This window comes from Pseudomonas sp. B329, from assembly GCF_023127835.1.
Taxonomy (GTDB): Bacteria; Pseudomonadota; Gammaproteobacteria; order Pseudomonadales; family Pseudomonadaceae; genus Aquipseudomonas; species Aquipseudomonas synxantha_A.
Window position 1 is genome coordinate 96,711 of sequence record NZ_SPKP01000042.1, and the last position, 13,635, is coordinate 110,345.

Annotated in this window: 9 protein-coding genes; 7 read left to right on the forward strand and 2 right to left on the reverse strand. The window is 61.9% G+C overall.

Annotated elements, in window-relative coordinates:
- Nucleotides 1-18 precede the first annotated feature (18 nt).
- From E4P00_RS19400 to E4P00_RS19425, 6 genes are all read left to right on the forward strand, one after another.
- A complete protein-coding gene (locus E4P00_RS19400; RefSeq protein WP_248132580.1) occupies nucleotides 19-1,746 on the forward strand; it encodes an autotransporter assembly complex family protein in 1,728 nt (575 codons plus the stop codon).
- Nucleotides 1,746-5,432, forward strand: coding sequence for a translocation/assembly module TamB domain-containing protein (locus tag E4P00_RS19405; protein WP_248132582.1), 3,687 nt, complete (start codon nucleotides 1,746-1,748; stop codon nucleotides 5,430-5,432). Before E4P00_RS19400 ends, E4P00_RS19405 begins: the two co-directional genes overlap by 1 nt.
- 189 nt (nucleotides 5,433-5,621) lie before the next feature.
- Entirely contained in the window at nucleotides 5,622-6,095 is a 474-nt protein-coding gene (locus E4P00_RS19410) for a MarR family transcriptional regulator (protein ID WP_005789189.1), read from the forward strand.
- Nucleotides 6,092-7,543, forward strand: a complete 1,452-nt coding sequence (locus tag E4P00_RS19415) for an efflux transporter outer membrane subunit (protein WP_248132584.1) — start codon at nucleotides 6,092-6,094, stop codon at nucleotides 7,541-7,543. Before E4P00_RS19410 ends, E4P00_RS19415 begins: the two co-directional genes overlap by 4 nt.
- 15 nt (nucleotides 7,544-7,558) lie before the next feature.
- Nucleotides 7,559-8,758: an HlyD family efflux transporter periplasmic adaptor subunit gene (locus tag E4P00_RS19420; RefSeq protein ID WP_032880580.1), complete on the forward strand. Its 1,200-nt coding sequence runs from the start codon at nucleotides 7,559-7,561 to the stop codon at nucleotides 8,756-8,758.
- On the forward strand, nucleotides 8,758-10,287 hold the full coding sequence (locus E4P00_RS19425; RefSeq protein WP_032880582.1) for a DHA2 family efflux MFS transporter permease subunit: 1,530 nt from the start codon (nucleotides 8,758-8,760) through the stop codon (nucleotides 10,285-10,287). Before E4P00_RS19420 ends, E4P00_RS19425 begins: the two co-directional genes overlap by 1 nt.
- 133 nt (nucleotides 10,288-10,420) lie before the next feature.
- Here the strand turns inward: E4P00_RS19425 and lpxH are convergent, their stop codons facing one another.
- Nucleotides 10,421-11,170: a UDP-2,3-diacylglucosamine diphosphatase gene (gene lpxH / locus E4P00_RS19430; protein ID WP_078821683.1), complete on the reverse strand. Its 750-nt coding sequence runs from the start codon at nucleotides 11,168-11,170 to the stop codon at nucleotides 10,421-10,423.
- Nucleotides 11,167-11,670, reverse strand: coding sequence for a peptidylprolyl isomerase (locus E4P00_RS19435; protein ID WP_248132586.1), 504 nt, complete (start codon nucleotides 11,668-11,670; stop codon nucleotides 11,167-11,169). The genes lpxH and E4P00_RS19435 overlap by 4 nt, the downstream gene beginning before the upstream one ends.
- 261 nt (nucleotides 11,671-11,931) lie before the next feature.
- Between E4P00_RS19435 and E4P00_RS19440 the strand changes: the two genes are divergently transcribed.
- Nucleotides 11,932-13,632 (forward strand): glutamine--tRNA ligase/YqeY domain fusion protein, encoded by a 1,701-nt coding sequence (locus E4P00_RS19440; RefSeq protein ID WP_005789177.1) that lies wholly within the window; start codon nucleotides 11,932-11,934, stop codon nucleotides 13,630-13,632.
- Nucleotides 13,633-13,635 lie beyond the last annotated feature (3 nt).

Consider the following 13,635-nt stretch of genomic DNA (forward strand, 5'->3'; position numbering starts at 1 on the left):
CGTGTAGCATCCGCGCCTATGAAGTATCCAGGAAGATTTACCAGCGGCTTGATTCTGCTGTTCACAAGCTGCGGCGCATTGGCGCAAAGTGAACTGGACGTGCGGATCAAACCCTCAAACGACGCGCTGAAAGCCAACATCGAAGGCTATATCGGCGGGGTCGGCGATCGTGACGAAGAAGCTTTGCTGCGGTTCAGCCGTGGCGCCGAGGAGCAGGCGCGCAAAGCCGTGCAGGCACTGGGCTTCTATCAGCCACAGATCGCCAGCGAGGTGAAGGGCGGCAAGAATCCGCGCCTGACCCTCACCATCGACCCCGGCGAACCGGTGCATTTGCGCGACGTGACCATTCGGGTCGATGGCCAGGCCGCGAGCCTCAAGGCCTTTCGCGTGCCCGCCAGCGACGACCTCAAGCCCGGTGCCGTGCTCAATCACGGTCATTACGAAGACGCCAAGCGCCTGATCCAGAACCAGGCGTCACGCTACGGCTTTTTCAGCGGGCGCTTCACTAGCCAGAAGCTCGCGGTTGACCCTCAAGCGGGTGTGGCCGACATCGAACTCATTTACGACAGCGGCCCGCGCTACAGCATGGGCAAGGTCAGCTTCAGCGGCGACACGCCGTTTGATGAGGAGCTGTTGCAACGCATGGTGCCCTTTGACAGTGGCACGCCGTACGACTCCGAACTGGTCGCCGAACTCAACCAGAACCTGCAAGCCAGCGGTTTCTTCGAAGGCGTGCGCGTGGACGCCAGCCCCACCGCCGCGACTGATGACGTGATCCCGGTCGCTGTACAATTGGAAACCCGCAAGCCCCGCACCATGGGCCTCGGCCTGGGTTACTCCACCGACGTCGGCCCACGGGGCAAAGCCAACTGGACGCGGCATTGGGTCAACCCCCAGGGCCACAGCTACGGTTGGGAAGCCGAATTGTCGGCACCGCGGCAGAACGTCGGCCTGTGGTATGACATCCCGCTGGACCCGCCGCTTACCGACAAATTGCGCTTTGCCGGTGGCTATCAGAATGAAGAGATCGCCAACACCGACACCTTGAGCAAGCTGCTCACCATTGGCCCCGAATGGCACAGCAAGTTGCCCAGCGGCTGGACGCGGGTGATTTCCCTCAAGTACCAGCGTGAGGAATACCGCCTGGGCAATGACTCGGGGCTGAGTAACCTGTTGATGCCGGGGGTGAGTTATTCCTACCTGCGCAGCGACAACCGTATCGACCCGCACCATGGCTATCGCCTGATGTTCGACACCAAGGTCGCCAAAGAGGGCCTGGGGTCTGACACCAACCTGCTTTACGGCACGGCCACGATCAAGGGCCTGACCACCTTGTGGGACAACCACCGTTTTCTGGGGCGCGCACAATTTGGCGGCAGTGCCACCAACGGCTACAAATCCGTGCCGCCGTCGTTGCGCTTCTTTGCCGGTGGCGACCAGAGCGTGCGCGGCTACGAGTACCAGACCCTGTCGCCGGAGAACGACCGCGGCGACCGTATCGGTGGTCGCTACATGGTGGCCTTGAGTGCCGAGTATCAATACTCCATCACCGATAAATGGCGGATCGCGACCTTCATCGACCAGGGTAACTCGTTCAACAACCTGGACCTGCCGAGCCTGAAAACCGGCGTCGGCGTCGGCGTGCGCTGGGTGTCGCCGGTGGGGCCGATCCGCCTCGACCTGGCCCATGCCCTCGAAGATCCGGGCGGCGTTCGCTTGCACTTTTCCATGGGGCCTGAGCTGTGATGCGTGGTTTGAAGATAGCGGGGCTGGTGCTGGTCGCCATCCTCGTGTTGCTGTTGTTGGCGCTGTGGTCAGTGCTTGGCACCCAGGCGGGCAGTCGCTGGGCCTTGGGCCAGGTGCCAGGTTTGAGCGTGGAGAATTACCAGGGCCGCCTGGGCGGGCAGTGGAGTGCCGATCATCTGCTGTGGCAGCAGGACGGCAGCCGCGTCGAGCTGAATGCGCCGACGTTTGACTGGTCGCCCGGCTGTCTGTTGCGCATGACCCTGTGTATCAACCGACTGGACGTGGAACAGGTCAGCCTGGAATTTGCCCCCAGTGCCGAAGAGAGCAGCAGCGGGCCGATTCAACTCCCCGACCTGAAACTGCCGGTTGCCATCCAACTGGGCGACGTTCGCATCGGTAGCCTGCTGTTCAACGGCAGCGAAGAACTCAAGGGCCTGCAACTGGCGGCGCACTGGACCACCGCTGGTATGCAGATTGACTCGGTACATTTGCAGCGCGATGACCTGGTGCTCGACCTTGCCGGCCTGCTGCAACCTACCGGCGATTGGCCGCTGAATGCCACCGGCAACCTGAGCCTGCCCTACGCCCCAGGCGGTGCACCCTGGAGCGTCGCGCTCAAGCTCGACGGCGACCTGCTCAAGACCCTCAAGCTCGACGCCGACAGCAGCGGCTACCTGCCGGCCAAGCTCAAAGGCGAGCTGCAACCCCTGGCCGAAAACCTGCCGGCGCAGTTGCACATCACCTCCGAGGCGTTCAAACCCAGCGCCGACCTGCCTGACACCTTGCAACTCAACCAGTTGGACTTGAGCGCCAAGGGCAACCTGAAAGATGGCTACCAGTTGCTGGGCAAGGCCGTGCTGCCAGCGGAAAAAGGCCCGGTGGATTTACTCCTGCAAGGCAAGGTCGACGCCAAGGGCGCGCAGATCGCCGGGCTGGACCTGAATGCCGGTGACCAGCAAAGCCTCAAGCTCAGTGCCAACCTGGACTGGCAACAAGGCTTCAGTGCTGACGCCAAAATCGACTGGCTGGACTTCCCCTGGCATCGCCTCTATCCCGTCATCGACGAGCCGCAAGTGGCATTGCGTACCTTCAATGGTGAAATCTCCTATAAGGACGGCAATTACCTGGGCAACCTCAAGGCCGACCTTGATGGCCCGGCGGGTAAGTTCAATGTGGTCACCCCCTTCAGTGGCGACCTCAAGCAAGTCTTCCTGCCCGAGTTGAAACTGACGGCCGGTCAGGGCAAGGCCCAAGGCCACCTGAACCTGCAATTTGCCGACGGTATTGCCTGGGACACCGCGCTGGACCTGTCGGCACTGAACCCGGCGTACTGGGTGGCCGAGTTACCCGGCACCCTGGCCGGACCGCTGCGCAGCAAAGGCGAGTTCAAAAATGAACAACTCAAGCTCAACGCCGACCTCGATCTCAAGGGCCGCCTGCGCGGGCAAACCGCTGTGCTGGCGGCCAAGGCCGAAGGTGCAGGCGAACAATGGACCCTCGCCAACCTGGACATCCGCTTGGGTGACAACCGCATCAACGGCAGTGGCAGCCTGCAACAACGCCTGGCCGGGCAGATCGACATCAAGCTGACGCGCCTGGCCCAGCTTTGGCCGCAACTGCGCGGGCAAATCAATGGGCGTGTCGATGTGGCCGGCACTTTGAAGGCGCCGCAAGGCAAGCTCGACCTCAAGGGCCAGCAATTGGCATTTGCCGACAATCGCCTGCAAACCCTCAACCTCGACGCCAGCCTCGATAGCGCCCAACGCGCCAAGCTCGACCTCAAGGCCAGCGGCATCTACGCCGGCGAAACCCAGGTCGGCAACCTGACCGCCAGCGCCCAGGGCGATATCAAGAACCAAAAGGTCCAACTGGACCTGGCCGGCCCCTTGGTCAAGCTGGCCCTGGCATTGGATGGCAACCTCGATAAAAACAACTGGCGCGGGCGCCTGGCCAGCGGTGACGTACAAGCCGGCGGCCAGGACTGGCGGCTGCAAGCCCCGGCGAAAATCGAGCGCCTGGCCGATGGCAAGCTGACCTTCGGTGCGCACTGCTGGGTCTCCGGGCCCGCCAGCCTGTGTGGCGAAGACCAGCGCCTGATGCCCGAACCGAAGCTGCGTTACCACCTCAAGCAATTCCCCATCGACAGCCTTGCGGCATTTTTGCCCAAAGACTTCGCCTGGCAGGGCAAGCTCAATGCTGACGTACAGCTCGATTTGCCCGAAAGCGGACCCAAGGGCGTAGTGGCGGTAGATGCCAGCGGCGGCACCTTGCGCGTGCGTGACAAGGGCCAGTGGCTGGATTTCCCCTACGACACCCTGAAGCTGGAAACCACCCTCAACCCCAAGCGTATCGACACCCAGCTGAATTTTCGTGGCGGCAAGCTTGGCGAGTTGTTGTTGCAGGCGCAGATAAATCCGCTGCCGAACAATAAGCCGATCACCGGCAATTTCAGCCTCACCGGCCTGGACCTCGCCGTGGCGCGGCCGTTTGTGCCGATGGTGGAAAAGCTCACCGGCAAGCTCAACGGCAGTGGCCGCATCTCGGGCGGTTTGCTCGCGCCGCTGGTCAACGGCAACCTGAACCTGGTGGACGGTGAAGTCTCCGGGCCCGAGTTGCCCATCAGCCTTGAGGGCTTGAACCTGCAGGCGCAGATCGCCGGCGAAAGCGTGCAGCTCAACGGTGGCTGGCGTAGCGGCAAGGCCGGGCAGGGTAGCCTCACGGGCCAGATCGACTGGGGCCGCGCCCTGGTGGTCGACCTCAGCCTCAAGGGCTCGCAACTGCCGGTCACCGTAGAACCCTACGCCAAGCTGGAAGTGGCGCCCGACCTGAAGATCAGCCTCAAGGACGACAAACTGGCGATTGCCGGCAAAGTGCATATCCCCCGTGGCGATATCACCGTGCGCGAGCTGCCGCCTTCGACGGTCAAGGTCTCTGACGACACGGTAATCATCGGCAGCCAGACCGAAGAGGGCAAAGCGCCAATGGCCATGGCCATGGATATCGACGTGGAAGTGGGTGAAGACCAGCTCAACTTCGCCGGATTTGGCCTCACCGCCAAGGTTCAGGGCCATGTGCATATCGGCGACAACATGGACACCCGTGGCGAGCTGTGGCTCAACGACGGCCGCTACCGTGCCTACGGCCAGCGCCTCAACGTGCGCCGCGCGCGGCTGTTGTTCGCCGGGCCGCTGGACCAGCCGTTCCTGGATATCGAAGCGGTGCGCGTAGTGGTCGAATCGTCCCGCACCGTGACTGCCGGTATTCGCCTGAGCGGCAGCGCCGAACAGCCGGCCACGCAGATTTTCTCCGAGCCGGCCATGGCTCAGGAAGATGCGCTGTCGTACCTGGTGTTGGGTCGTTCGCGCACCAACACCGGCGAAGACAACAACATGCTCGCCGAAGCCGCCCTGGGCCTGGGCTTGATGGGCAGCGCCGGCGTGACCTCGGATATCGCCAATAAGCTGGGTATCCAGGATTTCGACCTCGACACCCAGGGTACCGGTAACAGCACCGCGGTGGTGGCCAGCGGCAAGATCAACGAGAAGCTCAGCCTGCGTTATGGGGTCGGGGTGTTTGAACCGGCTAACACCATTGCGTTGCGCTACCTGCTGAGCAAGAAGGTGTACCTGGAAGTCGCTACGGGCGTAGCCAGTTCCCTGGATATCTTTTACAAACGCGATTTCTGATCGGTACGCGGTAAAAAATGTGGGAGGGGCGGTGCGACGATTCGACTTGCTCCTCCCACATTGGTTTTCATTTCACTCCAGCCTTCGGTCAACTACCAAGCAACCTAATTATTCCATTTGACATTCGCTGCCTAAGCAGTAACATCTCGTCACACATTCACTGCCTAGGCAGTAATAAGGTGACTTTCAATGCCTCACTTCACCCCCGATAACTTCCACAACTGCCACCTCGGCCTGTTGCTGGGCCGCGCCGCGATCCTCAAGGACCGCATCATCGACACCCACATGGAACCCCACGGCATCACCGCCGCGCAGTTCAAGGTGTTGATCATCATGGCCCAGTTCGGCGTCGACACCCCGGCAGAGCTGTGCCGCAACCTGTCCCTGGACAGCGGTTCGATGACGCGGATGCTCGACCGGCTGGAGCAAAAAGACTTGCTCAGCCGCAAGCGCTCCGAGCTGGATCGCCGCCAGGTGCAGTTGGTGCTGACCGCCGAGGGCCAGCGCCTGGCGGACATGCTCCCGCACATCGGCGCCCAGGCCCTCAACCAGCTGGCCGGCGCGCTTGAACCGGGCGAGCTGGAAACCCTGGAGCGGATCCTGAAGAAGATACTGATCGCTGCGGGTGACCCCATCACGATCCAGCGGGTAGGTAGATCATGAACACACGCGCACTCAGCCTGGTGCTGGCGGCGATGACGTTGGCCGGTTGCGCCAATTACAGCGGCCTCGACACCCAGGGTCAGCGCCTCGACGCCAACACCCTGCAAACCGGCAAATCCCTCAGCGGCGTGACGCTGTCGAGCGCCGCCTGGCCGGCCGCCGACTGGTGGAAAAGCCTCGGCGACCCACAGCTTGACGGCCTGATCCAGGAAGCCCTGCAAAACAGCCCCGACATGCAAGTCGCCGACGCCCGTGCCCATCAGGCCGAAGCCGCCGCCTATGCCGCCAACGCCGCCCGTATGCCGACCGTGGATGCCAGCGCCGGTGTAAGCCGCTCTCGCTTGGCCAAGGACCAGGACCCGCGTGGTCAGGGCGATGCCTATTCGACGGTGCGCAACATCGGCGCCAGCTTCAACTACAACTTCGACCTCTGGGGCGGCCAGCGCGCAGCCTGGGAAGCCGCGTTGGGCCAGGCCCGCGCCGCCGAAGTCGACCAGCAGGCCGCGCGCCTGACCCTGGCGGCCAACGTGGCCAAAGCCTACAGCGACCTGGGCCAGGCGCATATCGTGCGTGACCTGGCTGTCGATGACCTCAAGCGCACCCGCCAGATGCTCGACCTGAGCAAGCGCCGCCTGAGTTCCGGCATCGACAGTGAATACCAATACCAGCAGACCGAGAGCCTGGAAGCCAGCTCCCAGTCGCAACTGATCGACGCGGAAAAACAACTGCAAAGCGCCAAGATCGCCCTCGCCGTATTGCTCGGCAAAGGCCCGGACCGGGGTGGCGAGTTGGCCCGCCCAGCGGTGCTCAAACCCAGCGCCGTCGCGGTGCCCGCGGTGTTGCCTGCCGAGCTGCTCGGTCGTCGCCCGGACCTGGTCGCCGCACGCTGGCGAGTGGAGGCGGCGAGCAAGAACATCGACGCCAGCAAAACCCGCTTCTACCCCAACCTCAACCTGAGCGCGAGCGCAGGCGCCGAGTCGTTGCTGGGCGATGCGATGTTCGGTTCGGCCAGCCGTTTCTTCAATATTGCGCCGACGATTTCGCTGCCGATTTTTGATGGCGGCCGCCTGCGCGCCGACCTTGACGCCCGCGACGCCGACTACGACCTGGCCGTGGCCCAGTACAACAAAACCCTGGTGCAAGCCCTGGGTGATATCGGCAACAGCCTTTCGCAGCTGCGCGACACCGGCCGCCAGATCCAGGCCCAGCAACATGCCGCCGACATCGCCCAGCAGTCCTACGACACCGGGGTGCAACGCTACAGCTCGGGCATCGGTAACTACCTGGATGTGCTCAGCATCGAGCAGCAACTGCTGCAGGCCCAGCGTCAGCTGGCGACCCTGAAGGCGGCGCAGATCGATCTGTCGATTCAACTGATGCAGGCCCTGGGTGGCGGATACAACGCCAGCAACGTGGCCGCGACCCCCCCCGCCACACGCACGGAATAATTTGAGGTATTTGTCATGGCCACTGCCGACAGTAACAACGCAACTGAACAACCCAAAGACAACAACCCACGCAAACGCAAAGTCATGCTCATCGGCCTGGCGCTGATCGTCATCCTCGGTGTGGTAGGCGTGTGGGCCTGGTATGAGTTCTACGGGCGCTTCAACGAGAGCACCGATGATGCCTACGTGAACGGCAACGTGGTGGAAATCACCCCACTGGTCACCGGCACCGTGGTCAGCATCGGCGCCGACGATGGCGACCTGGTGCATGAAGGCCAGGTGCTGATCAATTTCGACCCCAACGATGCTGCCGTCGGCCTGCAAAGTGCCCAGGCCAACCTGGCCCGCACTGTGCGCCAGGTGCGCGGCTTGTACAGCAATGTCGACGGCATGAAAGCCCAGGTCAATGCGCAGAAGGCCGATGTGCAAACGGCCCAGGACAACTACAACCGGCGTAAGACCCTGGCCCAGGGCGGCGCGATCTCCCAGGAAGAACTGTCCCACGCTCGCGACAGCCTGACCGCGGCCAAGAACGCCTTGACCAACCTTGAGCAACAACTCAAAACCACCAATGCCCTGGTGGATGACACGGTGATTTCGTCCCACCCCGACGTGCAAGCCGCCGCTGCACAACTGCGTCAGGCCTACCTGACCAATGCGCGCAGCACCCTGATTGCGCCGGTCACCGGCTATGTAGCCAAGCGCACCGTACAACTGGGCCAGCGTGTTCAACCGGGCACCGCGCTGATGGCCGTGATTCCGCTGGACCAGCTGTGGATTGACGCCAACTTCAAGGAAACCCAACTGCGGGATATGCGCATCGGCCAGCCGGTGGATATCGAGTCGGACATCTACGGCAGCGACGTGAAGTACAGCGGCACCGTCGACAGCCTCGGCGCCGGCACCGGCAGCGCGTTCGCCTTGCTGCCCGCACAGAACGCCACCGGCAACTGGATCAAGATCGTGCAGCGGGTACCGGTGCGCATCCATATCAACGCTGAAGAGTTGGCCAAGCACCCGCTGCGGGTGGGCTTGAGCACCGTGGTCAACGTAGACCTGCACGACCAGAGCGGCCCGGTGCTGGCGCAACAGGCGCCGCAAAAGGCCTCGTTCACCACCAGCGTGTATGACCGTCAATTGGCCGAAGCGGATGCCATGATCAATCAGTTGATTCATGACAACAGCGTCGCCGCTCCCAAGGCTGCGCAACGCTGATGAGCAATAACGCCTCGTTCACGCCACCCAGCCTGTTGATGGCCACTATTGGCCTGTCGCTGGCGACCTTTATGCAGGTGCTCGACACCACCATCGCCAACGTGGCGTTGCCGACCATTTCCGGCAACCTGGGCGTGAGTTCGGAGCAGGGCACCTGGGTGATCACCTCGTTTGCGGTGAGTAACGCCATCGCGTTGCCGCTCACCGGCTGGTTGAGCCGGCGCTTTGGCGAGGTGAAGCTGTTTCTGTGGGCGACCATCCTGTTTGTGCTGGCTTCGTTCCTGTGCGGGATTTCCACCTCGATGCCCGAGTTGATCGGCTTTCGGGTGCTGCAAGGTTTGGTCGCCGGGCCGTTGTACCCGATGACGCAGACGCTGTTGATCGCGGTCTACCCACCCGCCAGGCGCGGGATGGCCCTGGCGTTACTGGCAATGGTCACGGTGGTGGCACCGATTGCAGGCCCTATCCTTGGCGGCTGGATCACTGACAGCTACAGCTGGCCGTGGATCTTTTTCATCAACGTGCCCATCGGTATCTTCGCGGTGATGGTGGTGCGCTCGCAATTGAAGAAGCGTCCGGTGGTTACCAGCTACCAGCCGATGGATTACGTTGGTTTGTTGAGCCTGATCGTCGGGGTCGGCGCCTTGCAGATCATCCTCGACAAGGGCAATGACCTGGACTGGTTCGAATCCAATTTCATCATCATTGGTGCGGCCATTTCGGTGATCGCCCTGGCGGTGTTCGTCATCTGGGAAATGACCGACAAGCACCCGGTGGTCAACCTGCGGCTGTTCGCACACCGTAATTTCCGTATCGGCACCATCGTGTTGATCCTGGGGTATGCGGGCTTTTTCGGCATCAACCTGATCCTGCCGCAGTGGCTGCAGACCCAGATGGGCTACACCGCCACCTGGGCCGGGCTGGCGGTGGCACCGATCGGTATCCTGCCGGTGCTGATGTCGCCGTTCGTAGGCAAGTACGCGCACAAGTTCGACCTGCGCTTGCTGGCAGGCCTGGCGTTCCTGGCGATTGGCCTGAGCTGCTTTATGCGCGCCGGTTTCACCAACGAAGTGGACTTTACCCATATCGCCATGGTGCAGCTGTTCATGGGTATCGGCGTGGCGCTGTTCTTCATGCCGACCTTGAGCATCCTGATGTCCGACCTGCCGCCGCACCAGATTGCCGACGGCGCAGGGCTGGCGACGTTCCTGCGCACCTTGGGCGGCAGTTTTGCGGCGTCGCTGACCACCTGGATCTGGATTCGCCGGGCGGACCAGCACCATGCCTACATGAGCGAGAACATGACCACCTACGACTCGGCCACCCGTGATGCCTTGCAGGCGCTGGGCGGGGCAGGGCAGAAGGCGTACACGCAGCTGGACCAGATTCTCACCAGCCAGGCGTACATGATGTCCACCGTGGATTACTTCACGTTGCTGGGGTGGATGTTCATGGGGTTGATGTTGCTGGTGTGGCTGGCCAAGCCGCCATTTACCGCAAAGGCAGGGCCGGCGGCTGCGGGGCACTGATCATAAGGTCAGCGCGGTCCCTGTGGGAGCTGGCTTGCCTGCGATGCCGACACCTCGGTGTATCAGATGCACCGAGGTGATGCTATCGCAGGCAAGCCAGCTCCCACAGGTTGATCGGTGTTGTGTCATAGGTTTAGGCGCCAGGCAACGCCAACTGCGGGTTGACGAAATCAAACGCCGCCAGTTGAAAGCCTTGCTCATCCACCTGCAGCGCCCATCCTTGCTTGTCCCAGTCCCCCAGCACAATGCGCTTGGCCGCCTGGTCGCCGATCTGCAACTTATGGATCGCAGGGCGGTGCGTATGGCCGTGGACCAGGGTGCGCACGCCGAACTGCTGCATTACTCGCGGCACTTCTTCAGGCGTGACATCGACAATGTCGTTGGCCTTCATGCGCACTTGGGCAGAGCTTTCGCTACGTAGTTTGCGTGCCAGTTTGTGGCGCGTGCCCAGGGGCAGATGGCGCAGGATAAACAACACAATCGGGTTACGCAGGATGCGCCGCAGCTTCATATAGCCAAGGTCGCGGGTGCAGAGGCTGTCGCCGTGCATCAGCAGCACAGGCTCGCCATACAATTGCACGACACTCGGGTCCTTGAGCAAGGTGGCGCCTGCCGCTTTGCAGAACGCCTTGCCGATCAGGAAATCGCGGTTGCCATGCATGATGAAAATCGGGGTGCCGCTGTCGCTCAGTTCACGCAACGCCGCACAGATGGAACGCTGGAAGGCGGTCATGCCATCATCGCCAATCCAGGCTTCGAAGAAGTCCCCCAGAATGTACAACGCCTGGGCGCCACGGGCGCGGCCGTGGAGCAGATCCAGAAACGCCCGGGTGATGTCCGGGCGCTCCTCTTCCAGATGCAAATCTGAAATCAGTAATATCACCCAACGATCTCGGCTTTCTCGACGATCACGTCTTCGGCTGGAACGTCCTGGTGACCGGCCTTGGAGGTGGTGGACACGCCTTTGATCTTGTCGACAACGTCGGTGCCTTCGGTGACTTTACCGAACACCGCGTAGCCCCAACCCTGCACGTTCTTGCCGCTGTGGTTGAGGAAGGCGTTGTCGGCGACGTTGATGAAGAACTGCGCGGAGGCCGAGTGCGGCTCCATGGTACGGGCCATGGCGACGGTGTACTTGTCGTTGGAAAGGCCGTTGTCCGCTTCGTTCTGGATGCTTGGGCGCTTGTCTTTCTTTTCTTTCATGCCAGGCTCGAAACCGCCGCCCTGGATCATGAAGTTGCCGATGACACGGTGGAACACGGTGTTTTCGTAGTGGCCGGCTTTCACGTATTCGATGAAGTTGGCGACGGTGATCGGCGCCTTGTCGGCGTTCAGCTCGATGACGATGTCACCGTGGTTGGTGGTCAGTTTGACTTGAGTCATGTTCACTACTCTTTTCAGGGAATTCGTGGGTTTGGGCGCCTGGGCGCCACGACCGGTTTGGCGAAGCTTGGGCCAAGACGCGCAGTTTAGCGTGCCTTGCAGGAATTTCGAGGTGGTTTTTTACCGCGCCTGTCATTAAAGCAGCAATTTAAGCAGCAGTTTTCGACCGCGCTCTGTCAGGTGGTTGACAGCTTCGGCTATGATAAGCCCTTTGTTTTATCTGGCCTGACCCGGCCACGAACCTGTCTGTTCAAGGATCCTATGAGCAAGCCCACTGTCGACCCTACCTCGAATGCCAAGGCCGGACCTGCCGTCCCGGTCAATTTCCTGCGCCCGATCATCCAGGCGGACCTGGATTCGGGCAAGCATACGCAGATCGTCACCCGCTTCCCGCCAGAGCCCAACGGCTACCTGCACATCGGTCACGCCAAGTCGATCTGTGTGAACTTCGGCCTGGCCCAGGAGTTCGGTGGCGTCACGCACCTGCGTTTCGACGACACCAACCCGGCCAAGGAAGACCAGGAATACATCGACGCCATTGAAAGCGACATCAAGTGGCTGGGCTTCGAATGGTCCGGTGAAGTGCGCTATGCCTCCAAGTATTTCGACCAGTTGTTCGACTGGGCTGTCGAGCTGATCAAGGCCGGCAAGGCCTATGTGGACGACCTGACCCCGGAGCAGGCCAAGGAGTACCGTGGCACGCTGACCGAGCCGGGCAAGAACAGCCCGTTCCGCGACCGTTCGGTGGAAGAGAACCTGGACTGGTTCAACCGTATGCGCGCCGGCGAGTTCCCGGACGGCGCCCGCGTGCTGCGTGCCAAGATCGACATGGCCTCGCCGAACATGAACCTGCGCGACCCGATCATGTATCGCATCCGCCATGCCCACCACCACCAGACCGGTGACAAGTGGTGCATCTACCCCAACTACGACTTCACCCACGGTCAGTCGGACGCCATCGAAGGCATCACCCACTCCATCTGCACCCTGGAGTTCGAAAGCCATCGCCCACTGTACGAGTGGTTCCTGGACAGCCTGCCGGTACCGGCGCACCCGCGTCAGTACGAATTCAGCCGCCTGAACCTGAACTACACCATCACCAGCAAGCGCAAGCTCAAGCAACTGGTGGATGAAAAGCACGTACATGGCTGGGATGACCCGCGCATGTCCACGCTGTCGGGCTTCCGTCGCCGTGGCTACACCCCGGCGTCGATCCGCAACTTCTGCGACATGGTCGGCACCAACCGTTCCGACGGTGTGGTCGACTTCGGGATGCTGGAATTCAGCATCCGCCAGGACCTCGACGCCAACGCCCCCCGCGCCATGTGCGTGCTGCGGCCGTTGAAGGTGGTGATCACCAACTACCCGGAAGGCCAGGTCGAGAACCTCGAACTGCCGCGTCACCCACAGAAAGAAGAGCTGGGCGTGCGCAAATTGCCGTTCGCCCGCGAAATCTACATCGACCGCGACGACTTCATGGAAGAGCCGCCCAAGGGCTACAAGCGCCTGGAGCCGAACGGCGAAGTGCGCCTGCGCGGCAGCTACGTGATCCGTGCGGACGAAGCGATCAAGGACGCTGACGGCAACATCGTCGAGCTGCGTTGCTCCTACGACCCGGACACCCTGGGCAAGAACCCTGAAGGCCGCAAGGTCAAGGGTGTGGTCCACTGGGTGCCGGCCGCTGCCAGCATCGAATGCGAAGTGCGCCTGTACGATCGTCTGTTCCGCTCGCCGAACCCTGAGAAGGCCGAAGACAGCGCGAGTTTCCTCGACAACATCAACCCTGACTCACTGCAAGTGCTCACAGGTTGTCGTGCCGAGCCATCGCTTGGCGACGCACAGCCGGAAGACCGTTTCCAGTTCGAGCGCGAAGGTTACTTCTGCGCAGATATCAAGGACTCCAAACCTGGTGCTCCGGTATTCAACCGTACCGTGACCTTGCGAGATTCGTGGGGCCAGTGATTC

Excerpts from the sequence above, each read along its gene's own strand:
- E4P00_RS19440 (WP_005789177.1), top strand. The coding sequence starts at position 11,932 with ATGAGCAAGCCCACTGTCGACCCTACCTCGAATGCCAAGGCCGGACCT.
- E4P00_RS19420 (WP_032880580.1), top strand. The coding sequence starts at position 7,559 with ATGGCCACTGCCGACAGTAACAACGCAACTGAACAACCCAAAGACAAC.
- E4P00_RS19415 (WP_248132584.1), top strand. The coding sequence starts at position 6,092 with ATGAACACACGCGCACTCAGCCTGGTGCTGGCGGCGATGACGTTGGCC.
- E4P00_RS19425 (WP_032880582.1), top strand. The coding sequence starts at position 8,758 with ATGAGCAATAACGCCTCGTTCACGCCACCCAGCCTGTTGATGGCCACT.
- E4P00_RS19405 (WP_248132582.1), top strand. The coding sequence starts at position 1,746 with ATGCGTGGTTTGAAGATAGCGGGGCTGGTGCTGGTCGCCATCCTCGTG.
- E4P00_RS19400 (WP_248132580.1), top strand. The coding sequence starts at position 19 with ATGAAGTATCCAGGAAGATTTACCAGCGGCTTGATTCTGCTGTTCACA.
- E4P00_RS19435 (WP_248132586.1), bottom strand. The coding sequence starts at position 11,670 with ATGACTCAAGTCAAACTGACCACCAACCACGGTGACATCGTCATCGAG.
- E4P00_RS19410 (WP_005789189.1), top strand. The coding sequence starts at position 5,622 with ATGCCTCACTTCACCCCCGATAACTTCCACAACTGCCACCTCGGCCTG.